Annotated in this window: 20 protein-coding genes and 21 tRNA genes; 9 read left to right on the top strand and 32 right to left on the bottom strand. The window is 46.3% G+C overall.

Going from position 1 to position 25,267, the window contains the following annotated elements; genetic code table 11:
* Nucleotides 1–124: 124 nt before the first annotated feature.
* Nucleotides 125–2,698: a leucine--tRNA ligase gene (gene leuS, locus BSZ04_RS20140; RefSeq protein WP_038886052.1), complete on the bottom strand. Its 2,574-nt coding sequence runs from the start codon at nucleotides 2,696–2,698 to the stop codon at nucleotides 125–127.
* Nucleotides 2,699–2,852: 154 nt separating this feature from the next.
* Between leuS and BSZ04_RS20135 the strand changes: the two genes are divergently transcribed.
* Complete coding sequence (locus BSZ04_RS20135) at nucleotides 2,853–3,323, top strand: zinc ribbon-containing protein (protein ID WP_010446446.1); 471 nt, start codon at nucleotides 2,853–2,855, stop codon at nucleotides 3,321–3,323.
* 52 nt (nucleotides 3,324–3,375) lie between these two features.
* On the opposite strand, the gene lnt is transcribed toward BSZ04_RS20135, so the two are convergent.
* From lnt to miaB, 5 genes are all read right to left on the bottom strand, one after another.
* Complete coding sequence (gene lnt / locus BSZ04_RS20130; protein ID WP_088881236.1) at nucleotides 3,376–4,896, bottom strand: apolipoprotein N-acyltransferase; 1,521 nt, start codon at nucleotides 4,894–4,896, stop codon at nucleotides 3,376–3,378.
* 37 nt (nucleotides 4,897–4,933) lie between these two features.
* Nucleotides 4,934–5,833, bottom strand: a complete 900-nt coding sequence (corC, locus tag BSZ04_RS20125; RefSeq protein ID WP_010446451.1) for a CNNM family magnesium/cobalt transport protein CorC — start codon at nucleotides 5,831–5,833, stop codon at nucleotides 4,934–4,936.
* A gap of 106 nt (nucleotides 5,834–5,939) precedes the next feature.
* Nucleotides 5,940–6,404: an rRNA maturation RNase YbeY gene (ybeY, locus tag BSZ04_RS20120; protein ID WP_005425552.1), complete on the bottom strand. Its 465-nt coding sequence runs from the start codon at nucleotides 6,402–6,404 to the stop codon at nucleotides 5,940–5,942.
* Nucleotides 6,405–6,406: 2 nt separating this feature from the next.
* Entirely contained in the window at nucleotides 6,407–7,504 is a 1,098-nt protein-coding gene (locus BSZ04_RS20115; protein WP_010446465.1) for a PhoH family protein, read from the bottom strand.
* A 73-nt stretch (nucleotides 7,505–7,577) separates the two neighbouring features.
* Nucleotides 7,578–9,002 (bottom strand): tRNA (N6-isopentenyl adenosine(37)-C2)-methylthiotransferase MiaB, encoded by a 1,425-nt coding sequence (miaB, locus tag BSZ04_RS20110; protein ID WP_010446468.1) that lies wholly within the window; start codon nucleotides 9,000–9,002, stop codon nucleotides 7,578–7,580.
* Between the two features lie 258 nt (nucleotides 9,003–9,260).
* Here miaB and BSZ04_RS20105 point away from each other — a divergent pair, with 258 nt between their 5' ends.
* Complete coding sequence (locus BSZ04_RS20105; RefSeq protein WP_088881235.1) at nucleotides 9,261–10,436, top strand: 2-octaprenyl-3-methyl-6-methoxy-1,4-benzoquinol hydroxylase; 1,176 nt, start codon at nucleotides 9,261–9,263, stop codon at nucleotides 10,434–10,436.
* Between the two features lie 157 nt (nucleotides 10,437–10,593).
* Here the strand turns inward: BSZ04_RS20105 and BSZ04_RS20100 are convergent.
* The 26 genes from BSZ04_RS20100 to lolB all read right to left on the bottom strand — a co-directional run bounded on the left by BSZ04_RS20100 (nucleotide 10,594) and on the right by lolB (nucleotide 17,701).
* A tRNA-Leu gene (locus BSZ04_RS20100) sits at nucleotides 10,594–10,678 on the bottom strand.
* A gap of 54 nt (nucleotides 10,679–10,732) precedes the next feature.
* A tRNA-Gln gene (locus BSZ04_RS20095) sits at nucleotides 10,733–10,807 on the bottom strand.
* A 46-nt stretch (nucleotides 10,808–10,853) separates the two neighbouring features.
* Nucleotides 10,854–10,938 (bottom strand) — tRNA-Leu (locus BSZ04_RS20090).
* 21 nt (nucleotides 10,939–10,959) lie between these two features.
* Nucleotides 10,960–11,044: transfer RNA gene (locus tag BSZ04_RS20085), tRNA-Leu, on the bottom strand.
* An 18-nt stretch (nucleotides 11,045–11,062) separates the two neighbouring features.
* Nucleotides 11,063–11,139 (bottom strand) — tRNA-Met (locus BSZ04_RS20080).
* A 23-nt stretch (nucleotides 11,140–11,162) separates the two neighbouring features.
* Nucleotides 11,163–11,247: transfer RNA gene (locus BSZ04_RS20075), tRNA-Leu, on the bottom strand.
* A 70-nt stretch (nucleotides 11,248–11,317) separates the two neighbouring features.
* A tRNA-Gln gene (locus BSZ04_RS20070) sits at nucleotides 11,318–11,392 on the bottom strand.
* A 30-nt stretch (nucleotides 11,393–11,422) separates the two neighbouring features.
* Nucleotides 11,423–11,507 (bottom strand) — tRNA-Leu (locus BSZ04_RS20065).
* Between the two features lie 33 nt (nucleotides 11,508–11,540).
* Nucleotides 11,541–11,615, bottom strand: a tRNA-Gln gene (locus tag BSZ04_RS20060).
* A gap of 40 nt (nucleotides 11,616–11,655) precedes the next feature.
* Nucleotides 11,656–11,740 (bottom strand) — tRNA-Leu (locus BSZ04_RS20055).
* Between the two features lie 53 nt (nucleotides 11,741–11,793).
* A tRNA-Met gene (locus BSZ04_RS20050) sits at nucleotides 11,794–11,870 on the bottom strand.
* A 24-nt stretch (nucleotides 11,871–11,894) separates the two neighbouring features.
* Nucleotides 11,895–11,979, bottom strand: a tRNA-Leu gene (locus tag BSZ04_RS20045).
* A gap of 53 nt (nucleotides 11,980–12,032) precedes the next feature.
* Nucleotides 12,033–12,107 (bottom strand) — tRNA-Gln (locus BSZ04_RS20040).
* A gap of 30 nt (nucleotides 12,108–12,137) precedes the next feature.
* Nucleotides 12,138–12,222, bottom strand: a tRNA-Leu gene (locus tag BSZ04_RS20035).
* 33 nt (nucleotides 12,223–12,255) lie between these two features.
* Nucleotides 12,256–12,330, bottom strand: a tRNA-Gln gene (locus BSZ04_RS20030).
* A gap of 31 nt (nucleotides 12,331–12,361) precedes the next feature.
* Nucleotides 12,362–12,446, bottom strand: a tRNA-Leu gene (locus tag BSZ04_RS20025).
* A gap of 25 nt (nucleotides 12,447–12,471) precedes the next feature.
* Nucleotides 12,472–12,556 (bottom strand) — tRNA-Leu (locus BSZ04_RS20020).
* Nucleotides 12,557–12,628: 72 nt separating this feature from the next.
* Nucleotides 12,629–12,705, bottom strand: a tRNA-Met gene (locus BSZ04_RS20015).
* Between the two features lie 79 nt (nucleotides 12,706–12,784).
* Nucleotides 12,785–12,859: transfer RNA gene (locus BSZ04_RS20010), tRNA-Gln, on the bottom strand.
* 31 nt (nucleotides 12,860–12,890) lie between these two features.
* A tRNA-Leu gene (locus BSZ04_RS20005) sits at nucleotides 12,891–12,975 on the bottom strand.
* Nucleotides 12,976–13,014: 39 nt separating this feature from the next.
* Nucleotides 13,015–13,091, bottom strand: a tRNA-Met gene (locus tag BSZ04_RS20000).
* Nucleotides 13,092–13,376: 285 nt separating this feature from the next.
* Nucleotides 13,377–14,468: a redox-regulated ATPase YchF gene (gene ychF / locus BSZ04_RS19990; RefSeq protein ID WP_010446477.1), complete on the bottom strand. Its 1,092-nt coding sequence runs from the start codon at nucleotides 14,466–14,468 to the stop codon at nucleotides 13,377–13,379.
* A gap of 10 nt (nucleotides 14,469–14,478) precedes the next feature.
* Nucleotides 14,479–15,069 carry an aminoacyl-tRNA hydrolase gene (gene pth, locus BSZ04_RS19985; RefSeq protein WP_005438598.1) on the bottom strand — a complete coding sequence of 197 codons (591 nt, stop codon included), beginning with the start codon at nucleotides 15,067–15,069 and terminating at the stop codon, nucleotides 14,479–14,481.
* Between the two features lie 151 nt (nucleotides 15,070–15,220).
* The gene (locus BSZ04_RS19980) at nucleotides 15,221–16,165 is read right to left on the bottom strand and encodes a ribose-phosphate pyrophosphokinase (RefSeq protein ID WP_010446481.1); all 945 of its coding nucleotides are present in this window, start codon (nucleotides 16,163–16,165) and stop codon (nucleotides 15,221–15,223) included.
* A 28-nt stretch (nucleotides 16,166–16,193) separates the two neighbouring features.
* A complete protein-coding gene (ispE, locus tag BSZ04_RS19975) occupies nucleotides 16,194–17,066 on the bottom strand; it encodes a 4-(cytidine 5'-diphospho)-2-C-methyl-D-erythritol kinase (protein WP_162531095.1) in 873 nt (290 codons plus the stop codon).
* The gene (lolB, locus tag BSZ04_RS19970; protein WP_088881233.1) at nucleotides 17,063–17,701 is read right to left on the bottom strand and encodes a lipoprotein insertase outer membrane protein LolB; all 639 of its coding nucleotides are present in this window, start codon (nucleotides 17,699–17,701) and stop codon (nucleotides 17,063–17,065) included. The genes ispE and lolB overlap by 4 nt, the downstream gene beginning before the upstream one ends.
* Before the next feature lie 134 nt (nucleotides 17,702–17,835).
* On the opposite strand from lolB, the gene hemA reads away from it, so the two are divergent.
* The 7 genes from hemA to ushA all read left to right on the top strand — a co-directional run bounded on the left by hemA (nucleotide 17,836) and on the right by ushA (nucleotide 25,224).
* On the top strand, nucleotides 17,836–19,092 hold the full coding sequence (gene hemA / locus BSZ04_RS19965; protein ID WP_038885385.1) for a glutamyl-tRNA reductase: 1,257 nt from the start codon (nucleotides 17,836–17,838) through the stop codon (nucleotides 19,090–19,092).
* A 29-nt stretch (nucleotides 19,093–19,121) separates the two neighbouring features.
* Nucleotides 19,122–20,210: a peptide chain release factor 1 gene (gene prfA, locus BSZ04_RS19960; protein WP_038885386.1), complete on the top strand. Its 1,089-nt coding sequence runs from the start codon at nucleotides 19,122–19,124 to the stop codon at nucleotides 20,208–20,210.
* Nucleotides 20,211–20,213: 3 nt separating this feature from the next.
* A complete protein-coding gene (gene prmC / locus BSZ04_RS19955; RefSeq protein ID WP_088881232.1) occupies nucleotides 20,214–21,071 on the top strand; it encodes a peptide chain release factor N(5)-glutamine methyltransferase in 858 nt (285 codons plus the stop codon).
* Between the two features lie 40 nt (nucleotides 21,072–21,111).
* Nucleotides 21,112–21,495: a SirB2 family protein gene (locus tag BSZ04_RS19950; RefSeq protein ID WP_010446496.1), complete on the top strand. Its 384-nt coding sequence runs from the start codon at nucleotides 21,112–21,114 to the stop codon at nucleotides 21,493–21,495.
* A gap of 5 nt (nucleotides 21,496–21,500) precedes the next feature.
* Nucleotides 21,501–22,310, top strand: coding sequence for a SirB1 family protein (locus tag BSZ04_RS19945; protein WP_088881231.1), 810 nt, complete (start codon nucleotides 21,501–21,503; stop codon nucleotides 22,308–22,310).
* A 54-nt stretch (nucleotides 22,311–22,364) separates the two neighbouring features.
* On the top strand, nucleotides 22,365–23,216 hold the full coding sequence (gene kdsA / locus BSZ04_RS19940) for a 3-deoxy-8-phosphooctulonate synthase (RefSeq protein WP_012127204.1): 852 nt from the start codon (nucleotides 22,365–22,367) through the stop codon (nucleotides 23,214–23,216).
* A 346-nt stretch (nucleotides 23,217–23,562) separates the two neighbouring features.
* Entirely contained in the window at nucleotides 23,563–25,224 is a 1,662-nt protein-coding gene (ushA, locus tag BSZ04_RS19935; protein ID WP_088881230.1) for a bifunctional UDP-sugar hydrolase/5'-nucleotidase UshA, read from the top strand.
* Nucleotides 25,225–25,267 lie beyond the last annotated feature (43 nt).

Here is a 25,267-nt window from a genome sequence, read left to right as displayed (position 1 = left end):
CGGCGTGAATGGTTTGAGGTAAATAAACAGGGTAGCGAACTACCCTGTTTAATGACTCCTAGCATGCGAATTGGTTCGCGTTGCTTTGAGTTATTGCAAGCTGTGTTTCGTTTTTAGCGAAAGACTAGTTTGCAACGATGTTCAGCAGTTTACCTGGTACGTAAATTACTTTACGGATAGTTAGGCCATCTGTGAACTTAGTAACGTTTTCATCGTTTAGACCAAGCTCTTCCACTTGTTCTTTCGTTGCGTCTGCAGCAACAGTCAGTTTCGCACGTAGCTTACCGTTTACTTGAACAACGATAGTCTTCTCGTCTTCAACCAGTGCTTTCTCGTCGAACGTTGGCCATACAGCATTATCGATGTCGGCTTCACCTAGCGCAGCCCATAGCTCGTATGAGATGTGCGGAGTGATTGGGTAAAGCATTGCAACTACCGCTTTTAGCGCTTCATCAAGGATTGCACGATCTTGTGCAGATTCTTGAGGTGCTTTCGCTAGCTTGTTCATCAGCTCCATGATCGCAGCGATTGCTGTGTTGAACGTTTGACGACGAGCGATATCGTCAGTCACTTTCGCGATAGTCTTATGAACGTCACGACGAAGTGCTTTTTGGTCACCAGAAAGTGCTGCTGCATCTACTGCTTCTGCTGCGCCTTTTGATGTGTGCTCGTTCACTAGTTTCCAAACACGTTTTAGGAAGCGGTTAGCACCTTCTACGCCAGACTCTTGCCATTCAAGTGTCATGTCTGCAGGAGACGCGAACATCATGAATAGACGCACTGTGTCTGCACCGTACTTATCTACCATCTCTTGAGGGTCGATACCGTTGTTTTTCGACTTAGACATTTTGATCATGCCTGAGTGCGTAACATCGCGGCCTTCAGTGTCTTTCGCAGAAGTGATGCGGCCTTTGCCGTCACGCTCAACAGCAACATCTGTTGGTGCAACCCACTCTTTACCACCTTTCTCGTTCTCGAAGTAGAACGCGTCTGCTAGTACCATGCCTTGACATAGTAGTTGCTTGAACGGTTCGTCAGACGTTACGTAGCCTGCATCACGTAGTAGTTTGTGGAAGAAGCGAGAGTACAGTAGGTGCATACAAGCGTGCTCGATACCACCGATGTACTGGTCTACTGGTAGCCAGTAGTTTGCTTTTTCTGGATCTAGGATGTCGTCAGCTTGTGGTGAACAGTAACGCGCGTAGTACCAAGAAGATTCCATGAACGTGTCGAACGTATCTGTCTCACGTAGAGCAGGTTCGCCGTTAAAGGTTGTCTTCGCCCATTCTTTGTCTGCTTTGATTGGGCTCGTTACGCCGTCCATTACCACGTCCTCTGGAAGGATTACTGGTAGTTGGTCAGCTGGTACTGGGTGAACTTCACCGTCTTCAGTGGTTACCATTGGGATTGGTGCACCCCAGTAACGTTGACGAGATACACCCCAGTCACGTAGACGGAAGTTAACTGTCTTAGTGCCTTTGCCTTCTGCTTCTAGCTTCGCTGCGATTGCATCGAACGCCGCTTGGAACTCTAGGCCGTCGAATTCACCTGAATCGAACAGTACACCTTTCTCTGTGTATGCTGCTTCAGAGATGTCTAGCTCGCTGCCATCAACTGGCTTGATAACAGGCACGATGTCTAGACCGTACTTAGTTGCGAATTCGAAGTCACGTTGGTCGTGTGCAGGTACTGCCATTACAGCGCCTGTACCGTAGTCCATCAGTACGAAGTTTGCTACGTAAACAGGAACTTCACGGCCGTTCAATGGGTGAATAGCAGTAAGGCCAGTCGCCATACCTTTCTTCTCCATTGTCGCAAGCTCAGCTTCCGCTACTTTGTTGTTCTTACACTCGTCGATGAACGCTGCAAGCTCAGGATTGTTCTCTGCTGCTACTGCTGCCAGAGGGTGACCTGCTGCGATACCCACGTAAGTCACACCCATTAGTGTGTCTGGACGTGTTGTGTAAACTTCTAGGTCTTGTTGACCCTTAACTTCAAACTTAAGCTCAACACCTTCAGAGCGACCGATCCAGTTGCGCTGCATGGTTTTAACCATTTCAGGCCAACCGTCTAGGTTATCTAGATCGTCTAGTAGCTCTTGAGCGTATTCAGTGATCTTGATGAACCACTGTGGAATTTCTTTTTGCTCTACAGGTGTGTCACAACGCCAGCAGCAGCCGTCTTCAACCTGTTCGTTTGCAAGAACAGTTTGGTCGTTTGGACACCAGTTAACAGAAGAAGTCTTCTTGTACACTAGGCCTTTGTTGTAAAGCTTAGTGAAGAACTCTTGTTCCCAACGGTAGTACTCAGGAGTACACGTTGCGAATTCACGGTTCCAGTCGTAACCAAAGCCTAGAAGCTTAAGTTGGTTCTTCATGTACTCAATGTTTTCGTAAGTCCATGGTGCAGGCGCAGTGTTGTTTTTAACTGCAGCGTTCTCTGCAGGCAGACCAAACGCATCCCAACCAATTGGTTGCATTACGTTTTTGCCTTGTAGGCGTTGGAAACGAGATACTACGTCACCGATGGTGTAGTTACGCACGTGACCCATGTGCAGTCGACCACTTGGGTATGGGAACATGGATAGACAGTAGAATTTTTCTTTATTTGGGTCTTCACTTACAACAAAGGTCTTGTTGTCATCCCAGTGCTTTTGAACTTTCTGTTCAAGGTCTTGTGGATTGTATTGTTCTTGCATCGATGGTATCCGGTTATCTTGGAATTTGTGAGTTCGGTTAGAACAGACTTTAATAGATCATCATAGAATACCTAAAGCTAGGGATCACAACAATAGCCAATCTATACCCATGTACCTTGAATTGGTGCTGGCAGTAGAAAGATGGAGGTCAGTTATGCCTAAACGTAAAGCAGGTTATGAGGAAATGCTCGAGGATGTGATTGAAACCTTGAAGCACAGTCCGGATGAAGTTAACAAAGTGTTCGAAACGTCGGGCAAAGTGGTGGATGCAGCCAACGACATGACTAAAGATGAACTCTCGTTGATCTCGGCATATGTCAAAGCGGATTTGAAAGAGTTTTCAGACAGCTATGAAGAAGGAAAGAGCGGACCTTTCTACCTCACGATTGCTGATTCAATCTGGCAGGGTCTGCTCGATATTACCGACCGAACCAAAGTGGAGTGGGTAGAATTATTTGATGATCTAGAGCATCAAGGACTTTATGAAGCGGGCGAGGTGATTGGTCTTGGTACTTTAGTCTGTGACGAATGTGGTCACAAAACGACGTACAACCATCCAACCATCATCATCCCATGTATTAAGTGCAATCATACGGGCTTTAGTCGTCAATCTCTTAAGCCATAGTGGACGTTAGCAAACGAAATAAAAAAAGAGGCTCAAGAGCCTCTTTTTTTGTTTATGACTTTTTCTTTCTTGGTAACCACCAAGCGAGCATCAAACTCAATCCAGCCCAAATATACAGCGGCCAAGTTCCCACGACTCGATATGGCGTTTGCCCATCTGTCGGAACAAGTTCTGCGCGTAGTACTGCGGTCTCAAACTGAGGAATTTGTTCGATGATCTTACCTTTATGGTCAGTTACGGCGGTTAAACCATTATTGGTAGAGCGAATCAGCGGTTTACCAAGCTCTAATGCACGCATACGAGCGATTTCCATGTGTTGCAGTGGACCAATCGAATGACCAAACCACGCGTCATTAGACAGGGTTAGGATGAAGTCGGTATCGTCAGTGACGTTCTGACGCACTTGCTCACTGAAAATGATCTCGTAACACAGCGCAGGATCCATATGCTTACCATTCGCCACAATGTTTGGTTGAATGAAATCGCCACGGCTGAAGGAAGACATTGGTAAGTTAAAGAATGGTGCCAATGGGCGCAGTACATCTTCAAACGGTACAAACTCACCAAACGGAAGTAAGTGATGTTTGTGGTAGCGTTTGTCCATATCAAAGCTGTAGTCGCCGTATGGAGTTACACCTAAAGATAAAATGCTGTTGTAGAACTGGCCGTCTTTTCCTTGGTTTACCACACCCGTAATAATGGCGCTGTTGTTCATTTTCGCCGCAGTATCGATGTTTCTCAAGAACGACGGGACTTCAATTTCAAATGCAGGAATGGCAGCCTCTGGCCATACGATGATGTCAGCATCCCAGTTCTCACGAGTGAGGTCTGCGTATTTCATGATGGTTGGCCAGCGTTGGCTTGGTAGCCATTTTAGTTTTTGGTCAACGTTGCCTTGGATAAGAGCTACTTTAGTGGAGTCTCCTACGCGCGGTGTTACCCAATCGTATTGGCGAATACCAAAGCCAGTACTTAACAACACGGCAGGGATGATGACCACCAACCACTGTTTGTGAATCCAAGCATACGCTAGCGCGCCAGCACTGATCATGACGAACAGGGTTAGCAGTTCTACACCACCAATAGGCGCAAAGCTAGCGAATGGCGCGTCAATTTGGCTGTAGCCAAGCCATAGCCACGGGAAGCCTGTCATTACCCAGCCACGTAACCAGTCGGTGACTAGCCATAATGCAGGGGCAGCAAGCAGCGCTTTGCTTAGGGTAAATTCTGGGAAGAACTTGTTGCTGAGCCATGCAAACAGGCCAGTGTAAACCGACAAGTAAGCGATCAATAGGCCCATGAGGAAGACGTTTGCAATCAGCGGCATGCCGCCAAAGCCAGCAATGCTGACGTAAACCCAGCTTACACCCGTTGCAAATTGACCTAGACCCCAGGCATAACCGATCCAAAGCGCGCGCTTAGGCGATTGGTTTGCAAGAAGAATAAGCAGGATAGCAGGGCTAAGTATGGCGATTGGCCATAACTGGTAAGGGGCAAATGCTAGGGTAGTGGAGGCGCCAACAAAAGCGGCCACTAAGGGCCGCTTGAGGCGATGAAAGAGTACATTCATCATTTTATTTTTCTGATATTCCCGATGTTAGGGTATCGCGTTACTCTTGAGTGGCTTCAACCAGCTTTTCTTCGTCTGGAATCGTCACCTGAAGTTGAATGACACGACGGTTATCGGCTGCAGTTACTTTGAAGCTGTACGCTTCGATTTCAACTACTTCGCCGCGCGATGGTAGGTGACCAAAAGCAGTCATTACCATGCCGCCAACGGTATCTACTTCTTCATCGCTGAAGTCGGTACCGAATGTCTCATTAAACTCTTCAATGGTTGTCAGAGCTCTGACAGCAAACGTGTGCTTGCTTAGCTTACGGATATCGGTTTCTTCATCGTCATCGAACTCATCTTCAATATCCCCTACGATTTCTTCAAGGATATCTTCGATGGTTACGAGACCAGAAACACCGCCGAATTCATCGACAACAATCGCCATGTGATAACGTTCTTCACGGAACTCTTTTAGCAGGCGGTCGACACGTTTACTTTCCGGTACCACGACTGCTGGTCGAATTACTTCTTCGATATCAAATGGGTTACTGCCTGAGCCCAAGTATTTGAGTAAGTCCTTCGCTAGTAGAATGCCTTCCACATGGTCTTTATCTTCGCTGATCACTGGGTAGCGAGAGTGTTGAGCGTCAGTGATTAGTGCGATCAAAGTATCAAGATCGTCTGTGCGCTCAACAGTAACCATTTGCGAACGCGGGATCATAATGTCACGCACGCGCATTTCGGAGATTTCCATAACACCTTCAAGCATGTCGCGGGTGTCGTGGTCAATCAGGTCATTGATTTCAGAGTCACGGATTACATCCACAAGCTCTTGGCGGTCTTTTGGTTCGCCTTGAAATAGTTGACCTAGACGTTCAAAGAAGGACTTTCTACTCGGACCTTCTGCCTTTTCTTTCTTGCCTTCATTAGAAGAGGGAGAATTATCTTCGTTCATTGTTTCTCAATTAAGTAACGCTATCAGATGTGTGATAGCTCACATAGAAAGACGAGCACGAGATGGTTATCTGGGTGGTTCGCCTTTCCCTGTCGAGCAACCGAAGTTACTCTTTTTCAGCAATATACGGGTCTTCATAACCCATACCTTGCATGATTTCTGTTTCGAGGGATTCCATCTCTTCAGCTTCATCATCCTCGATATGGTCATAACCTAGCAGATGCAAGCTGCCATGTACAACCATATGCGCCCAATGTGCTAGTAGAGGCTTGTTCTGCTCTACTGCCTCTTTTTCAACAACTTGGCGACAGATGATCAAATCGCCTAGTAGGTCCATTTCCATACCCGGTGGTACTTCGAATGGGAAAGACAGCACATTGGTCGGCTTATCTTTACCACGGTATTCGTGGTTTAGCTCGTGACTTTCTTGCTCGTCGACAATACGAATTGTCAGTTCCGCTTGTGGTTGGAAAAGAGGGATAGTCTTATCTAGCCACAATTGGAAATCTTGCTCAGAAGGTAAGCCTTCTTCATTTTCGACTGCCAGTTGCAAATCAAGTTCAATTGCCATGGTTATTCCTTAGTTGCCGCAACTTGTGCGTTCAGTTCAGCTTTGGCTGCTTCTAGCAATTTGGCATCACGTTCTTCACGACGGCGTTTTTCGAACTCTTTACGTTCTTTCTGGTCTTGTGCTTCCCACTTCTCGTAAGCGTTAACGATGCGAGCAACCACTGGATGGCGCACTACGTCGTCAGCTTGGAAGAAGTTAAAGCTGATGTCGTCGACTTCGCTCAGTACTTCAATTGCATGACGAAGCCCCGATTTTGCACCGCGAGGTAAGTCAATTTGAGTGACGTCACCGGTGATAACAGCACGAGAGTTGAAGCCGATACGCGTAAGGAACATCTTCATCTGCTCTACAGTGGTGTTTTGGCTCTCATCAAGAATGATGAAGGCGTCGTTTAGAGTACGACCACGCATGTAAGCAAGAGGTGCTACCTCAATCACGTTACGTTCAATCAGCTTTTCTACGCGCTCAAAGCCCAGCATTTCAAATAGGGCATCGTACAGAGGGCGTAGGTATGGGTCGACTTTCTGGCTCAAATCGCCAGGTAGGAAGCCCAGTTTCTCACCTGCTTCAACCGCAGGACGAGTTAATAGAATACGACGGATTTCTTGGCGCTCTAGTGCGTCAACGGCTGCTGCAACCGCAAGGTAAGTTTTACCAGTACCAGCAGGACCGATACCAAAGGTGATATCGTGCGTCACCATGTTCATCAGGTATTGACCCTGATTTGGTGTACGAGGCTTGATCACACCTTTTTTCGTTTTAACGAAGACTTCTTTACCGTGTTCGAAGTTCGACTCGGTATTCTGCTCCAGTACACCCGATTCTTTGATTGCCAGGTGGATCTGCTCTGGTTCGATATCAGGGGTTTCGCCGCGGACAGGAGCGGTGTCTACGTAAAGGGTTTTCAGAATATCCAGCGCAGCCGCTGCGGTATGAGGTTTACCGACAATGGTGAAAAGGTCGCTACGGTGGTTAATTTCAACGCCTAGACGACGTTCTAAATGCTTGATGTTGTCATCGAATGGACCGCACAGGCTTGCTAGTCGGCGGTTGTCTGAAGGTTCTAGATTGATTTCTAGCGTTACGATTTTATTGCTCAATGTTGCCTCTCATTTTATGCCACTTAACGAGAGCCTGATAACGACCAGGCTCTCAATGGCTATTTGTACGAGCTTATGGCGTAAAAGTAGCTACACCTAGCTCATCTTCGCGACGTGTTTTCGCCATCATTTGCGTTGGTGAAATCACACTACGAAGGTCCATGTCTTTTTCTGTACGTACTAGCTCACCACGTAGTGAGTTAGCAAATACGTCCGTAATCTTCACGTCAACGAATTGACCAATTAGGTCTGCGCTACCTTCAAAGTTTACTACACGGTTGTTTTCTGTACGAGCGCGTAGCTCCATTAGGTTCTTCTTAGAAGGACCTTCAACCAGAACGCGTTGCTCAGTGTCTAGCATTTGACGAGAGTAGCGCATTGCTTGCGTGTTTACTGTTTGTTGTAGCTCGTATAGACGCTCTTTCTTCACTTGCTCTGATAGGTCACAAGGGTAATCTGCCGCTGGCGTACCTGGACGTGGAGAGAAGATGAAGCTGAAGCTCATGTCAAAGTCTACGTCTTTGATTAGCTTCATTGTGTCTTGGAAATCTTTGTCTGTTTCACCAGGGAAACCAACGATAAAGTCTGAACTGATTTGAATATCAGGACGTGCTTTACGTAGTTTACGGATGATCGACTTGTACTCAATCCCAGTGTGAGGACGTTTCATCATAGTCAGTACGCGGTCACTACCACTTTGTACTGGTAGGTGAAGGAAGCTCACTAGTTCTGGTGTGTCTTCGTATACAGCAATGATGTCATCAGTAAACTCTAATGGGTGGCTTGTTGTAAAGCGGATACGATCAATACCATCGATAGACGCAACCAAACGAAGCAGCTCTGCAAATGAACAGATTTCACCGTCGTGCATAGGACCACGGTACGCGTTTACGTTTTGACCCAGTAGGTTTACTTCACGTACGCCTTGATCTGCTAGCTGAGCGATTTCGAACAGTACGTCATCCATTGGACGGCTTACTTCTTCACCACGAGTGTACGGTACTACACAGTAAGTACAGTACTTAGAACAGCCTTCCATGATAGAAACGAATGCCGTTGCACCTTCAGCACGAGGCTCTGGTAGACGGTCAAACTTTTCGATTTCTGGGAATGAAATGTCCATTACTGGTGCTTCATCCGATTGAGATTGTTTAATCATCTCAGGAAGACGGTGAAGAGTTTGTGGACCAAAGATTACGTCAACGTATGGAGCACGCTGACGGATATGGTCACCTTCTTGAGTTGCTACACAACCACCTACGCCGATAACTACGCCAGGTTTTTTATCTTTTAGTGTTTTCCAACGACCAAGCTGGTGGAAAACTTTCTCTTGCGCTTTTTCACGGATCGAACAGGTGTTAAGTAGAAGTACGTCTGCTTCCTCTGGCTCTTCGGTCAGCTCGTAGCCGTTTGCAGCATTAAGCAGGTCGGCCATTTTTGATGAATCGTATTCGTTCATCTGGCAGCCCCAGGTTTTAATTAGCAGTTTCTTACTCATCTCACTTTCGCTCGTTCAGTTGTACTTAAATCGGAGAGCTATTGCTCAAATTATAGCCGCCATCTCGGCGGTAAGCGGCGTATTGTACTGCTTTAAAAAGCACCTGACTAGTGATCTGACGAATTCTCTGCAAACCCTGATGAAATCTAGTTTTTTGCCCTATATACAGCAAGGTTTTTTGTTAAAGAATTTTGTAAAAATAGCCATGGAACGTACAATTAAAAAACGCCAATTAATCAATACGATGAAGAGCAAAAAATGAACAAGTATGACATCGCCGTAATCGGTGGCGGCATGGTCGGGGCAGCAGTGGCTGTTGGGTTTGCCAAGCAAGGCAGAAGCGTTGTAATGGTCGAAGGCGCAGAGCCAAAGGCGTTTGAGGTTTCTCAGGCGTTGGATGTTCGCGTTTCCGCGATTTCTCATCAGTCGGTGAAGTTACTTGATTCATTAGGTGCATGGTCTGCGATTGAAAGCATGCGAGTGTGCCCTTATCGTCGTTTGGAAACGTGGGAACATCCTGAGTGTCGTACACGTTTTCACTCTGATGAGCTTTCGTTGGAGCAGTTAGGATACATTGTTGAAAACCGCCTAATCCAACTAGGCCTTTGGCAAACTTTCGCACAATACGACAACTTAACGGTGATGTGCCCGGAGCGATTGAAAGATATAGAATTTGCCGAGGTAAACCGTGTAACGCTAGAAAGCGGCGAGCAGTTTGAAGCTAATTGGGTGATTGGTGCAGATGGCGCGAACTCAAAAGTTCGTCAATTGGTGGGTATTGGTGTAACGGCATGGGACTACCGTCAACACTGTATGCTGATCAACGTGAAAACTGAGCTGCCGCAACAAGACATCACTTGGCAACAATTTACTCCGTCAGGTCCACGTTCATTCTTGCCGTTATGCTCATTAACTGAAGACGGTAAAGAAGTCGGGCAGGGTTCGTTGGTTTGGTATGACTCGCCAAAACGCATTAAACAATTATGCGCGATGACTAAACCTCAGTTAAGAGAAGAGATCCTACGTCATTTCCCTGCCGAGTTGGGTGATATTGAAGTTCTACAATTTGGCTCATTCCCACTCACTCGTCGCCATGCCCAAAGCTATTCAAACAAGAATTGTGTGTTAGTGGGGGATTCTGCTCATACAATCAACCCACTTGCTGGGCAAGGCGTGAATCTTGGCTTCAAAGATGCTGATATCCTGCTTTCAGTTACGGATCAGCAAGAGCAACTTAACGATGCATTGCTTGCCAAATATGAACGTGCTCGTCGTCCCGATAACTTGTTAATGCAAACAGGCATGGATGTCTTCTACAAAGGCTTTAGCAATGATTTAGGTCCATTGAAGTTTGCTCGTAATGCTGCATTAAAGCTGGCGGAAAACTCAGGACCGATTAAAGCGCAAGTATTGAAGTATGCGCTAGGTATGTAAAAGACTTCTGAGCACATAGAAAGCCGTCGATAAAGCAATAGATAGAAAAAAAGCGAGCCATGAGCTCGCTTTTTTAATTCGATAACTCAGAGAGTTACCGAGTCCAGAATCGGAAAAAAGAAAAAACCCAGCAAATCAATGCTGGGTTTCTCAAGAATGGTGCGGAAGGAGAGACTTGAACTCTCACACCTTGCGGCGCCAGAACCTAAATCTGGTGCGTCTACCAATTCCGCCACTTCCGCAACTTATTCTGTAGTTATCAAGGTAATTGGTAAAACCTCAACAACGTTGTGTAATGGCAGGGCTACCTGGATTCGAACCAGGGAATGGCGGCATCAAAAGCCGCTGCCTTACCGCTTGGCGATAGCCCTACTAATCTTAGCCTTTCAACTAAGTGCTTTCCTATAAAGGAAAGTATGGTGCGGAAAGAGAGACTTGAACTCTCACACCTTGCGGCGCCAGAACCTAAATCTGGTGCGTCTACCAATTCCGCCATTTCCGCAAAGTATAGATTATTTTTAGATGGTGCGGAAGGAGAGACTTGAACTCTCACACCTTGCGGCGCCAGAACCTAAATCTGGTGCGTCTACCAATTCCGCCACTTCCGCATCTAAAATCTATATTAATGGTGGCTACGACGGGATTCGAACCTGTGACCCCATCATTATGAGTGATGTGCTCTAACCAGCTGAGCTACGTAGCCATTCTATATTCTTTAATCAAGTATGGTGCGGAAGGAGAGACTTGAACTCTCACACCTTGCGGCGCCAGAACCTAAATCTGGTGCGTCTACCAATTCCGCCACTTCCGCAACTTGATCTGTAGTTATTGATGTAATTGGTAAAACATCAGTAACGTTCCTATGTTTCAAGGAAAAATAATGGCAGGTCTACCTGGATTCGAACCAGGGAATGGCGGCATCAAAAGCCGCTGCCTTACCGCTTGGCGATAGACCTACAGCGCTCTAATTAAAGAGACTTTAATAATGGTGCGGAAGGAGAGACTTGAACTCTCACACCTTGCGGCGCCAGAACCTAAATCTGGTGCGTCTACCAATTCCGCCACTTCCGCGTAATTACTGAGTAAACTCAATAATCAAAATAATGGCAGGTCTACCTGGATTCGAACCAGGGAATGGCGGCATCAAAAGCCGCTGCCTTACCGCTTGGCGATAGACCTGCAGGCGATAGTCATAAAGACTGATCAAGTTAGAAAAGTATGGTGCGGAAGGAGAGACTTGAACTCTCACACCTTGCGGCGCCAGAACCTAAATCTGGTGCGTCTACCAATTCCGCCACTTCCGCAACTTTTCTGTCGTCATAAAGGTAATTGGTAAAAACCTAAACAACGAAATAAATGGTGGCTACGACGGGATTCGAACCTGTGACCCCATCATTATGAGTGATGTGCTCTAACCAGCTGAGCTACGTAGCCAACACAATATTCTTTAAATCAAGATGGTGCGGAAGGAGAGACTTGAACTCTCACACCTTGCGGCGCCAGAACCTAAATCTGGTGCGTCTACCAATTCCGCCACTTCCGCAACTTGATCTGTAGTTATTGATGTAATTGGTAAAACATCAGTAACGTTGAATATGGCAGGTCTACCTGGATTCGAACCAGGGAATGGCGGCATCAAAAGCCGCTGCCTTACCGCTTGGCGATAGACCTACAGCGCTCTAATTAAAGAGACTTTAATAATGGTGCGGAAGGAGAGACTTGAACTCTCACACCTTGCGGCGCCAGAACCTAAATCTGGTGCGTCTACCAATTCCGCCACTTCCGCATAATTACTGAGTAAACTCAATAATCAAAATAGTGGCAGGTCTACCTGGATTCGAACCAGGGAATGGCGGCATCAAAAGCCGCTGCCTTACCGCTTGGCGATAGACCTGCAGGCAATAGTCAAAAGACTATTCAATATATGGTGCGGAAAGAGAGACTTGAACTCTCACACCTTGCGGCGCCAGAACCTAAATCTGGTGCGTCTACCAATTCCGCCATTTCCGCATATATTGTTTAGAGTATTTCAAAATGGTGCGGAAGGAGAGACTTGAACTCTCACACCTTGCGGCGCCAGAACCTAAATCTGGTGCGTCTACCAATTCCGCCACTTCCGCATCTTGAACTCTATAAGCTATCAGTTAATTGGTAAAAACTAATAACTAAATATTGTCTTTCAAAAGAAAGAATGGTGGCTACGACGGGATTCGAACCTGTGACCCCATCATTATGAGTGATGTGCTCTAACCAGCTGAGCTACGTAGCCATCTTTTTGAGCGAGACAATATAAACCTTCACGCTCTAAGTGACAACCCTTTTTATCAAAGGAATCTCACTTTAAATAATGGCAGGTCTACCTGGATTCGAACCAGGGAATGGCGGCATCAAAAGCCGCTGCCTTACCGCTTGGCGATAGACCTGCAGGCAGTAGTTATAAAACTACTTAAAACATGGTGCGGAAGGAGAGACTTGAACTCTCACACCTTGCGGCGCCAGAACCTAAATCTGGTGCGTCTACCAATTCCGCCACTTCCGCATCTATTCCTAACAGCACTTTAAAAAGAACAGTTAGGAATGGTGGCTACGACGGGATTCGAACCTGTGACCCCATCATTATGAGTGATGTGCTCTAACCAGCTGAGCTACGTAGCCAAAACCATGTTTTCTTGTTCTCGTCGCTAAGTTGCCTTGTCGTCGGGAACGGCGCGCATTATGCGAAGTTGAGTGAGATCCGTCAACAGTTTTTTTCAATAAATCCTGCAAAATCCATCGTTCGCTTTCTTTTTAAACAAAGAGGCGCGTTTATGATCTAAAACTGGAAATAAAATGGCTTACAGTAAGAGACTTAATTTCTTGTCATTTATGAATGGCATAAAAAAAGCCAGCACTATGGCTGGCTTTTTATGTAAATGAAGTGTTTAGAATTCATTCACTTAATTATACGTTGAAGCGGAAGTGTATAACATCGCCATCTTTCACGATGTATTCTTTACCTTCTAGACGCCATTTACCTGCGTCTTTCGCACCGCTTTCACCGTTGAATTGGATGAAATCGTCGTAACCAACAACTTCAGCGCGGATGAAGCCTTTTTCGAAGTCAGTGTGGATCTTCGCAGCTGCTTTTGGTGCTGTTGCTCCAACAGGGATAGTCCATGCACGAACTTCTTTCACGCCAGCCGTGAAGTAAGTTTGTAGGTTTAGTAGTTCGTAACCTGCGCGGATAACGCGGTTTAGGCCAGGTTCTTCGATACCAAGGTCAGCTAGGAATTCTTCACGCTCGTCATCTTCTAGTTCAGCCATTTCTGATTCGATAGCTGCACATACAGGAACAACAACGTTGTTTTCTTTCGCTGCAAACTCACGTACTGCGTCTAGGTATGCATTGTCTTCAAAACCATCTTCGTTCACGTTAGCGATGTACATCGTTGGTTTTAGCGTTAGGAAGTTCAGGTAGCCAATTGCTGCTAGTTCTTCTTTTGTAAGCTCAATAGTACGCGCCATGCCACCTTCTGTTAGTACAGGAAGTAGTTTTTCTAGAACCGTCAGTTCGAATTTCGCGTCTTTGTCGCCGCCTTTTGCTTTCTTTGCGTTACGCTGGATAGCGCGCTCACAAGAATCAAGGTCAGCCATCGCTAGCTCAAGGTTGATAACTTCAATATCTTCGATTGGAGATACTTTACCTGCAACGTGAACGATGTTGTCGTTTTCAAAACAACGTACAACGTGGCCGATTGCGTCAGTTTCACGGATGTTCGCTAGGAATTTGTTACCTAGACCTTCACCACGAGACGCACCTGCAACTAGACCAGCGATGTCTACGAATTCCATTGTGGTAGGCAGAACTTTCTGTGGGTTAACGATCTTTGCTAGAGCATCTAGACGTAGATCTGGCACAGGAACCACACCAGTGTTTGGTTCAATGGTACAGAACGGGAAGTTTGCTGCTTCAATACCCGCTTTAGTTAGTGCGTTAAACAGAGTTGATTTACCAACGTTAGGTAGACCAACGATGCCACATTTAAAACCCATGATAGTAACCTTATTCAGCTTTGAACGTGTGGAGGCGATTTTGTGCTTTTGATAGACCATCCTTAATTAGGATATCCAGACAGCGCACTGATTCGTCAGCTGCGGCGTCTAGTAGCTCTTGCTCTTTCGCTGGAGCTTTGCCTAGTACAAAACCTGCCACTTTATCTTTGTGTCCCGGATGGCCAATGCCGATACGAAGACGATAAAAATCTTTGTTATTGCCCAGTTTGCTAATGGTATCACGCAGACCATTGTGGCCTCCGTGACCGCCACCTTTCTTAAACTTAGCGACACCTGGCGGTAAGTCTAGCTCGTCGTGAGCAACCATGATCTCTTCTGGCTTAATTTGGTAAAACTTCGCAAGTGCTGCGATCGCTTTGCCAGATAGGTTCATGAAGGTAGTTGGGATTAGCAAACGGAGATCCTGGCCATTGACCATAATGCGTCCTGTAAGGCCAAAGAACTTTGGTTCATTCTTTAGGGTAACGTTGTGAACGCGAGCTAATTCTTCTACAACCCAAGCGCCCGCATTGTGACGAGTTTTGGCGTATTCTGGTCCCGGATTAGCAAGACCAACAAGAAGTTTGATTGGTTGAGTCAAGGTTAGGATCTCTCTGGAATCTCAAAAAGCGCAGTATGATAGCACAGAATTCTCGCGGTGGGCGACCAAGGTATATTCTGCCAATCGATACAAATAAAAAAACACCCCAAAGAGGGGTGCTTTTGAAATCAGTTTAACTGAAATGTTCGGATTAGTTGAACATTGCAGAGATTGACTCTTCGTTGCTAATGCGACGAATCGCTTCAGCTAGCATGCGAGATAGGCTTAGTGTGGTTACTTTGCCAGTTGCAGCCATCTCTTTAGATAGAGAGATAGAGTCAGTTACGATAACTTGGTCAAGAACAGAGTTCTTAATGTTGTCCGCAGCGTTACCAGAGAATACAGCGTGAGTTGCGTAAGCGAATACACGCTTAGCACCGCGCTCTTTTAGCGCTTCAGCTGCTTTACATAGTGTGCCACCAGTATCGATCATGTCATCAACGATCACACAGTCACGACCTTCAACGTCACCGATTAGGTTCATTACTTCAGAAACGTTTGCACGTGGACGACGCTTATCAACGATAGCGATGTCGATGTCACCTAGTGCTTTTGCCGTTGCACGAGCACGAACAACGCCACCTAGGTCAGGAGAAACCACAACAGGGTTTTCTAGACCACGAGATTGCATGTCTTCTAGAAGTACAGGTGTACCGAAGATGTTATCAACTGGTACATCGAAGAAGCCTTGAATTTGCTCTGCGTGTAGGTCGATAGTCAGAACGCGGTCAACACCAACGTTAGATAGGAAATCAGCAACAACTTTTGCAGTGATTGGCACACGAGAAGAGCGTACACGACGATCTTGGCGAGCGTAGCCGAAGTAAGGAATAACTGCAGTGATACGGCCTGCTGAAGCACGGCGCATTGCATCAATCATAACAACCAGTTCCATTAGGTTGTCGTTAGTCGGTGCACAAGTGGATTGAATGATAAAAACATCGCTACCACGAACATTCTCATTGATTTGAACTGCAACTTCGCCATCAGAAAAGCGAGAAACAGATGCATCACCTAGAGAGATGTAAAGACGATCAGCAATACGTTGGGCTAGTTCAGGTGTTGCGTTACCAGCAAATAGCTTCATATCAGGCACGGTGGAAACCTCGGGTTTGCGTCCAGTTTTAGTTAGGTCGGTGTGAGGCTGATTGGTATTCAGCCAAAGTCTCTTTTAGTGGCGAAACATTGCGCCCTTGAGCGACAAATGCCGAGACTTTATCAGAGAGTTGTGCAAGGATAGCTTCTGCTTCATATTTGCTGGAAAATTCAGCAAATACGCAAGATCCTGTCCCCGTCAATCTTGACGGCGCGTATTGTAGCAGCCAAGAAAGTTGGTTATCAACCTCTGGGTAGAGCATTCGTACAATTTTTTCGCAATCGTTTACGCTCGGTGCGTTCAAAAGCGTTTCCAAATCTCGTTTTGGCGTGTTTCGAGTTAAGTCTGGATGTCGGAATATGTCAGCTGTTGCAATAGAAACGTTCGGGCGAACGACTAAATACCATTTCTCTTCTGGATGAGCAGGAGATAGCTTCTCACCGACACCCTCGGCAAAAGCAGCGAAACCGCGTACAAATACAGGCACATCTGCGCCAAGAGCTAAGCCTATTTCTGCTAGTTCATCGTCACTGAGATTGGTTTGCCAAAGGTAGTTAAGGGCGACTAATGCTGTTGCTGCATTAGAGGAGCCCCCGCCGATTCCGCCGCCCATAGGTAAAATCTTATTTAGATCGATATGTGCACCGTATGAGCAATTTGCGTAACGCTGAAGTGCAGTTGCGGCTTTCCAGATCAAGTTATCGTGCAGTGGCACACCTTCAATCTCAGGGAAAATGCTGATCTCACCCGAGTTGTTCGCTTGAATAGTGAGTTCATCGCCGTGGTCGACGAATTGGAATAGCGTTTGTAGTTCATGGTAGCCATTTTCAGTGCGACCATTGATATAAAGAAAGAGATTCAATTTCGCTGGTGATGGCCAGCGGGTTGAAAGGTCGATCATTGGGTGATGTTCCATTTTGTGATCACTAAATTAATTTTTACATCAGACGTACTTAGTTTGAGTTTACTTGGTAGAGGCAACGTCTGGTTATGCCACTCAATGTCACCGTAACGCTGGTAATCGATATTCCAATCGTTTAAGCCAATCTGTTTATCCAGAACTTGTAACGTGTTAGTGGATGAAAGTTGGAATGAGTCAGCGTTGGTGGGCAAGCCGAGTAGCCAGTCGGGCAGGTGATCAACAGGCATCATTAAGCCAGTTAAACGGTAAATCAGTTGATTAGCGTTACGCGCGGTGAGTACTTGATCGTCATAAGTTTCGACAGTCGCGCCTTGCGGAGTAATGGTGAGCTTTAATGCGGTTTGGCCTAGCACGGTAGTTAAGCGGAGTTGGCTTAATGTTGTTGATTGCTTCCAATAAAAGTTGAGGCTTTGTCTTTGGTCGGGAGCAATATAGCCAAGTTTACCTGTGGCTTGAAAGTCATTAATGGTTTTGAGTCGCTGCTCGTGTGCTTGCCACTCTACGCTAGTGATGCTGTCAGGGACAGAACTACAACCCGCGAGCACAATGCTCGAAAAAAATAAGATGAGAAAGGAGCGTAAGGTCATGTTTGATGGCTTATTAATCAGTTTCATCGGTAATCGCTCACAACTATAGCATTGAAAAGCCGAGTGAAGGAAAACAAATCCGGCTTACCCTTTCAATAAATGCGTGCTTACAGTAAAATTCTGAACCTATTTTATAACCGATCTCAGAGATACCACGTTAGATGTCCTTGCTTGCTATTGGAATCAATCACAATACAGCGTCTGTTGACTTGCGAGAGAAAGTGGCTTTCGGACCCGATAAACTGGGCCCAGCACTTGAGCAACTCAGAGACCATGAAGCCGTTAATGGTAGTGTGATTGTTTCAACCTGTAACCGTACCGAAGTGTACTGCGACGTAAAGCAAGGAGCGCGAAATAAGCTTATCGACTGGTTAGCCCAGTTCCATCAAGTTAGTCAAGAAGACTTGATGCCGAGTCTTTATGTCCATGAAGAACAAGCGGCGATTAAGCACTTGATGCGTGTTTCTTGCGGCCTTGATTCACTGGTACTAGGTGAGCCTCAGATTTTGGGTCAGGTAAAACAAGCGTTTTCCGATTCCCGTGATCATCAGGCGGTGGATGCGTCGATTGATAAGTTGTTTCAAAAGACTTTTTCAGTCGCAAAACGCGTTCGAACAGAAACCGACATTGGTGGTAACGCAGTGTCAGTGGCGTATGCTGCATGTACACTGGCGAAACACATCTTTGAATCACTTTCTGACTCCACGGTATTGTTAGTCGGGGCAGGTGAAACCATCGAACTGGTGGCAAAGCACTTAGCGTCGAATGGCTGTACTAAGATGATTGTTGCTAACCGAACTCGAGAGCGTGCTCTTGGTTTGGCTGAAGAGTTTGGTGCAGAAGTGATCAGCTTGAATGAAATTCCAGATCATCTATCTAGAGCAGACATTGTGATTAGCTCGACAGCGAGTCCTTTGCCTATCATTGGTAAGGGCATGGTCGAGACTGCGTTGAAGCAACGCCGTCATCAGCCAATGCTATTGGTAGATATTGCCGTTCCACGTGATGTGGAAGCGCAGGTCGGTGAATTAAGTGACGCTTACTTGTATTCGGTGGATGACTTACAGTCGATCATCGATAACAACATTGAACAACGTAAAGTAGAAGCCATTCAGGCAGAAGCGATCGTTAGCGAAGAAAGTGCAGCATTTATGACGTGGCTACGTTCACTCCAAGCAGTGGACAGCATTCGTGATTACCGTAAATCTGCCAACGAGATTCGTGAAGACCTACTAAGTAAAAGCCTGCAATCACTGGCAACCGGTGCAGACCCGGAAAAAGTACTGCGCGAGCTTAGCAATAAACTCACCAATAAACTGATTCACGCTCCGACTCGTGCGCTGCAAAGTGCGGCAGAGCAGGGCGAACCAGCAAAATTAACGGTTATCCGCCAGACACTTGGTTTGGATGATCTGTAACTCACGCTTTTTATTAAGAAAACGACACTATGAAAGCCTCAATTCTGACTAAGCTAGAAACGCTAGTAGAACGTTACGAAGAAGTTCAACATCTTCTTGGTGATCCTGACGTAATTGGAAATCAGGACAAATTCCGCGCTCTATCAAAAGAGTATTCTCAGCTAGAAGAAGTTACTAAGTGCTTCCAAGCATACCAACAAGCGCAAGACGATCTTGTAGCCGCTGAAGAGATGGCTAACGAAGATGACGAAGAAATGCGTGAAATGGCGCAGGAAGAAATCAAAGAAGCAAAAGAAGCGATCGAGCGTCTAGCTGATGAGCTTCAGATCCTTCTTCTTCCAAAAGATCCAAACGATGACCGCAACTGTTTCCTAGAGATTCGAGCTGGTGCTGGCGGTGATGAAGCGGGGATCTTCGCTGGTGACCTGTTCCGTATGTACAGCAAGTACGCAGAGAAGCGTGGCTGGCGCATTGAAGTGATGTCTTCTAACGAAGCAGAACACGGTGGTTACAAAGAGATGATCGCGAAAGTGAGCGGTGACGGCGCATACGGCGTGCTGAAGTTTGAGTCAGGCGGTCACCGTGTACAACGTGTACCTGCAACAGAATCTCAAGGTCGTGTTCATACTTCTGCGTGTACCGTAGCGGTTATGGCGGAAATCCCAGAAGCGGATCTACCAGAAATTAAAGCGGCAGACCTAAAAATCGATACATTCCGTGCTTCTGGCGCGGGTGGTCAGCACGTTAACACCACGGATTCTGCAATCCGTATTACCCACTTACCAACAGGTACAGTGGTAGAGTGTCAAGACGAGCGTTCACAGCATAAGAACAAAGCAAAAGCGATGGCAGTACTTGCAGCTCGTATCGTTCAAGCGGAAGAAGAACGTCGTGCAGCAGAAGTGTCTGACACACGTCGTAACCTACTGGGTTCTGGTGACCGTAGTGACCGTATCCGTACTTACAACTACCCACAAGGCCGTGTTTCTGACCACCGTATCAACCTAACCATCTACCGTTTGAACGAAGTGATGGAAGGTGACCTGCAAAGCTTGATTGATCCAGTGCTTCAAGAGCACCAAGCAGACCAACTTGCGGCGCTCGCTGAGAACAACTAATCGATGAGCCAAGTTCAATCGATTGAGCAAGCACTGAAAAGTGCAACGGCAATTCTGTCAGAAGGCGGCAAAGAGTCGCCTTCTCTTGATGCTGCCGTACTTCTTTGCCATGTCCTTGGCAAACCAAGAACCTATCTACTCACTTGGCCAGAAAAAGCATTAGAAGCCGAGCAGCAAGCTCAGTTTGATGCGCTTTTAGAGCGACGTATTGCGGGCGAGCCGGTGGCGTATATCATCGGTGAGCGTGAGTTCTGGTCTTTGCCACTTAAAGTCTCCCCATCGACGCTGATACCAAGACCAGATACGGAACGTTTAGTTGAAGTCGCACTGGATAAAACGTATGGGCAGACTGGAAAAATCCTAGATTTGGGTACCGGTACAGGTGCGATTGCGCTTGCATTGGCATCTGAGATGCCGAACCGCCAAGTGATGGGTGTTGACCTAAAGCAAGAGGCTAAAGAGCTTGCTGAGTACAATGCGTCGCAGTTAAACATCAAAAATGTGACGTTTGACCAAGGTAGCTGGTTTGAACCTATTGCTAGCGGAACAAAGTTTGCTTTAATTGTCTCCAACCCGCCGTATATCGACGAAAAAGATCCGCATCTTTCTCAAGGGGATGTGCGCTTTGAACCAAAATCAGCGCTTGTCGCCGATGAAAATGGCTTAGCGGATATTCGTCATATATCTGACCATGCTCGTCAATATTTGGAAGATGGTGGGTGGCTCGTATTTGAACATGGTTATGACCAAGGAGAAGCGGTCCGTGAGATCATGACTCACTTTGGTTTTGAACAAGTAGTCACGGAAAAAGACTACGGTGGTAATGATCGAGTGACGCTTGGTTGTTACAAGCCTCAATAATAACGAGCAAGTCAGCAGTAACTTATAAAAGAGAAGAGAAATGTACGTAGCTCTAAAACATATTCACTTAGTGACGATCGCATTGAGCGCGATGTTACTATCGATCCGATTCGTGTTGTTGATGATGGACTCTCCAAAACGCAACAATCGCTTCCTGAAAGTTTTCCCACACATTGTTGATACCGCGTTGTTGCTGTCTGGTATTGGTTTGATCATGGTGACAGGCTTTATTCCTTTTACCGAATCAGCACCATGGCTAACCAACAAAATTACTTGTGTGCTTGCGTACATTGCTCTTGGTTTCTTCGCAATGAAGATGGCGAAAAACAAGCTACTGAGAATATTTGCTTTCTTTGGCGCACTTGGTTGGCTAGTGATGGCGGCCAACATTGCCGTATCTAAAAATCCGAACTTATTTGGGTAATCGTCATGCTAGAGTTTTTTGACGAAGATTTTGACAATATGGCATTGGTCGAAGGGGCGTTGGTACTGAACCAATCGGTAAACCCAGACACCAATGTGCATTGGGCAAAGCAAGAGCTAGAGCGCCTTTATAAAGAAGCGGAAGCGATTCTGGTTCATGAGACGGACGAAGAACAACGTTTTGATTCTTTTCTTCGCCTGTTCTTTTATGAATGGGGTTTTAAAGGCGATGATCAAGAGTACTTTATCTCTGACAATAGCTTTATCGACAAAGTGTTGGAGCGTAAAAAAGGCATTCCAGTAAGTCTTGGTGCTATCTTACTTTACTTGGGTAACCGCCTTGGTTTTCCGATGAAAGGCGTGACATTTCCTACTCAATTTCTGATCAAAGTGGATTGGATGCACAAAACACCAGACTACATTAACCCGTTCAACGGTGAGTATGTCGGTGAGAAAATCCTCCAAGCATGGTTGATTGGTCAAGAAGGCCCATTAGCAACGTTGAAGCCAGAACATTTTGAAGAGGCAGACAACCCGACCGTTATTGGTCGCTGGTTGGCTCTAATCAAGAGCGCGATGCTACGTGAAGAGCGTTATACATTAGCACTGCGGTGCACCAACCTAGCGTTGACCTTCGTACCGGATGACCCGTATGAGATTCGTGATCGTGGTTTTATCTTTCAGCAACTAGACTGTCATCAGGTAGCGGTTTCAGATTTTCAGTACTTTATTGACCAATGCCCAGACGATCCAGCATCAGAGCTACTAAAATCACAAGTTAACGCCATGAGCGAGAAGCACGTTACGCTCCACTAATTTTATCGACATGCTGAAAAAATGCGTGCCGAAGACAGAAAAAAGAGAATCAAAATGGAACAGAAAATCGTTAATATTGGTGACATTCAGGTTGCTAACGACAAGCCATTCACCCTATTCGCAGGTATGAACGTTCTTGAGTCACGCGATCTTGCTATGCAGATCTGTGAGCACTACGTAAAAGTAACCGATAAGCTTGGTATCCCTTACGTATTCAAGGCGTCGTTCGACAAAGCAAACCGCAGTTCTGTTCACTCATACCGTGGTCCTGGTCTGGAAGAAGGCATGAAAATCTTCCAAGAACTAAAAGACACATTCGGTGTGAAAATCATCACTGACGTTCATACAGAAGCGCAAGCTCAGCCAGTGGCTGACGTGGTTGACGTTATCCAGCTTCCAGCATTCCTAGCTCGTCAAACTGACCTAGTTGAAGCAATGGCGAAAACCGGCGCAGTGATCAACGTGAAGAAACCTCAGTTCATGAGCCCTGGCCAAGTGGGTAACATTGTTGAGAAGTTCGCAGAGTGTGGTAATGAAAACATTATCCTATGTGAGCGCGGCTCTTGTATGGGTTACGACAACCTAGTGGTTGATATGCTTGGTTTTGGTGTAATGAAAAATGCATCAAAAGGCAGCCCAATCATCTTTGACGTAACGCACTCACTTCAAATGCGTGATCCATCGGGCGCGGCATCTGGCGGTCGTCGTGAGCAAACTGTTGAACTTGCGAAAGCAGGCCTAGCAACAGGTATTGCTGGTCTGTTTATTGAAGCGCACCCGAACCCAGATCAAGCGCGTTGTGATGGCCCATCTGCACTGCCTCTAGACAAACTAGAACCGTTCCTAGCTCAAATGAAATCGCTAGACGATCTAATCAAGAGCTTTGCAGACATCGATATCAAATAATCGATTGTTGTGAATGTTTGAATGAAATGGTCAGCCCGTGCGCTGGCCATTTTTGTATCGACATATTCATTTTGTCTAACTATTCTTTTCTCGCTTCTCGCTTCTCGCTTCTCGCTTCTCGCTTCTCGCTTCTCGCTTTCTTACACCACTTTGATTATGTCTATAATTTGCTTAGATTTGCGGCTATCTAGCTTGCCATAAGCAAACTGCGTCGCAGAAACATGAAATCAATATATTAGTGTTTTACACTAGTTCTAAGTTTGCGCGTTTTCGCACAATGAGAAGACGGTTTCTTCATTGCTGGACGCGCAATGCAGTGGAACCCGGACAATAATAAGGTAAAACAATGAAGCAACGCCTGATTGTAAAGACCGCTTTGAGCGCGGCTATCTTGGCTACTCTGGCCGGATGTGCAACCCAACCAGCACACGAATGGAATGAAGACACAACTTACAAACTGACGGTATTGCACACCAATGACCACCATGGTCGTTTTTGGCAGAACAAATACGGTGAGTACGGCATGGCGGCACGTAAAACACTGATCGATGAACTGCGTGCAGAGATTCAAGCCGAAGGCGGTAGCGTGCTTCTACTATCAGGTGGTGATATCAATACAGGTGTACCTGAGTCTGACCTACAAGATGCTGAGCCAGATTTTAAAGGCATGAGTAAGATTGGTTACGATGCGATGGCACTGGGTAACCACGAATTTGACAATCCACTGGAGGTGTTGTTTAAGCAGCAGGAGTGGGCAAACTTCCCAATGCTGTCTGCCAACATCTACGACAAAGAGACTGGCGAGCGCTTGTTCCAGCCTTATGCCATGTTCAACAAGCAGGGCATTAAGATTGCGGTGATTGGTCTTACGACAGAAGATACGGCAAAACTAGGTAACCCTGAGTTCATCGGTGAAGTTGATTTCCGCGATCCGAAACAAGAAGCGAAAAAACTGATAGCTGAACTGAAGCAAACTGAAAAGCCAGATCTTATCTTTGCGGTGACGCACATGGGGCACTATGAAAATGGCAATCGTGGTGTGAATGCTCCCGGTGATGTGGCATTGGCTCGCTACCTAAATGAAGGTGATTTGGACATGATTGTGGGTGGTCACTCACAAGAACCAGTTTGTATGGAAGGTCCTAACGTCATTAAGAAGAGCTTTAAGCCGGGTGAGGAATGTAAGCCGGATGAGCAAAACGGTACTTACATCGTGCAAGCGTACGAGTGGGGTAAGTATGTGGGGCGTGCAGATTACGAGTTCCGCAACGGTGAACTGTCGATGGTGAGCTACGATCTGATTCCGGTCAACTTGAAGAAGAAAATCAAAGTGAACGGCGAATCTCAACGTGTGTTGGTGCAAGATGAAATCGCACAAGATTCAGCAATGCTGGATTTCCTTCGTCCTTACCAAGAAAAAGGTCAGGGCCAGTTGAATGTAAAAATTGCCGAATCTAACGGCAAGCTGGAAGGTGACCGCAATGTTGTTCGTTTCCAACAAACCAATCTTGGTCGTTTGATTGCAACTGCCCATATGGAGCGTGCTAAGGCGGACTTCGCTGTGATGAACTCAGGCGGTGTGCGTGATTCGATTGAAGCCGGTGACATCACGTACAAAGATGTGCTGACGGTTCAGCCATTTGGCAACATGGTGTCTTACGTCGATATGTCGGGTAAAGAAGTTCTGGATTACCTCAACGTCGTAGCGACCAAACCCGTTGATTCAGGTGCTTACGCTCAGTTTGCTGGTATTTCAATGACGGTAGAAGACGGCAAAGTATCGAATGTCTTTATTGGTGAAAAACAGCTGCGTTTGGATAGCGAGTATCGCTTTACCGTACCAAGCTACAACGCATCGGGCGGTGACGGCTATCCTAAAGTCAACACACACCCAGGTTACGTAAATACAGGCTTTACCGATGCAGAAGTACTCAAAGAGTACTTAGAGTCACATAGCCCAATTGACGTAAATGAATATGCACCTTCAGGCGAGATGGTTTACAAGTAAAAAGCGATTGACTCAAAGTCGCTGATACCATTAACTTAAAGCG

The sequence above is a fragment of the Vibrio rotiferianus genome (genome assembly GCF_002214395.1).
In the GTDB taxonomy this organism is placed as follows: Bacteria; Pseudomonadota; Gammaproteobacteria; order Enterobacterales; family Vibrionaceae; genus Vibrio; species Vibrio rotiferianus.
This window is presented reverse-complemented; position numbering and strand designations above follow the sequence as displayed.

Bases quoted from the DNA above. Each gene is read 5' to 3' on its own strand.
- leuS (WP_038886052.1), bottom strand. From the start codon at position 2,698: ATGCAAGAACAATACAATCCACAAGACCTTGAACAGAAAGTTCAAAAG.
- BSZ04_RS20135 (WP_010446446.1), top strand. From the start codon at position 2,853: ATGCCTAAACGTAAAGCAGGTTATGAGGAAATGCTCGAGGATGTGATT.
- lnt (WP_088881236.1), bottom strand. From the start codon at position 4,896: ATGATGAATGTACTCTTTCATCGCCTCAAGCGGCCCTTAGTGGCCGCT.
- corC (WP_010446451.1), bottom strand. From the start codon at position 5,833: ATGAACGAAGATAATTCTCCCTCTTCTAATGAAGGCAAGAAAGAAAAG.
- ybeY (WP_005425552.1), bottom strand. From the start codon at position 6,404: ATGGCAATTGAACTTGATTTGCAACTGGCAGTCGAAAATGAAGAAGGC.
- miaB (WP_010446468.1), bottom strand. From the start codon at position 9,002: ATGAGTAAGAAACTGCTAATTAAAACCTGGGGCTGCCAGATGAACGAA.
- BSZ04_RS20105 (WP_088881235.1), top strand. From the start codon at position 9,261: ATGAACAAGTATGACATCGCCGTAATCGGTGGCGGCATGGTCGGGGCA.
- ychF (WP_010446477.1), bottom strand. From the start codon at position 14,468: ATGGGTTTTAAATGTGGCATCGTTGGTCTACCTAACGTTGGTAAATCA.
- ispE (WP_162531095.1), bottom strand. From the start codon at position 17,066: ATGATCGACCTTTCAACCCGCTGGCCATCACCAGCGAAATTGAATCTC.
- lolB (WP_088881233.1), bottom strand. From the start codon at position 17,701: ATGAAACTGATTAATAAGCCATCAAACATGACCTTACGCTCCTTTCTC.
- hemA (WP_038885385.1), top strand. From the start codon at position 17,836: ATGTCCTTGCTTGCTATTGGAATCAATCACAATACAGCGTCTGTTGAC.
- prfA (WP_038885386.1), top strand. From the start codon at position 19,122: ATGAAAGCCTCAATTCTGACTAAGCTAGAAACGCTAGTAGAACGTTAC.
- prmC (WP_088881232.1), top strand. From the start codon at position 20,214: ATGAGCCAAGTTCAATCGATTGAGCAAGCACTGAAAAGTGCAACGGCA.
- BSZ04_RS19950 (WP_010446496.1), top strand. From the start codon at position 21,112: ATGTACGTAGCTCTAAAACATATTCACTTAGTGACGATCGCATTGAGC.
- BSZ04_RS19945 (WP_088881231.1), top strand. From the start codon at position 21,501: ATGCTAGAGTTTTTTGACGAAGATTTTGACAATATGGCATTGGTCGAA.
- kdsA (WP_012127204.1), top strand. From the start codon at position 22,365: ATGGAACAGAAAATCGTTAATATTGGTGACATTCAGGTTGCTAACGAC.
- ushA (WP_088881230.1), top strand. From the start codon at position 23,563: ATGAAGCAACGCCTGATTGTAAAGACCGCTTTGAGCGCGGCTATCTTG.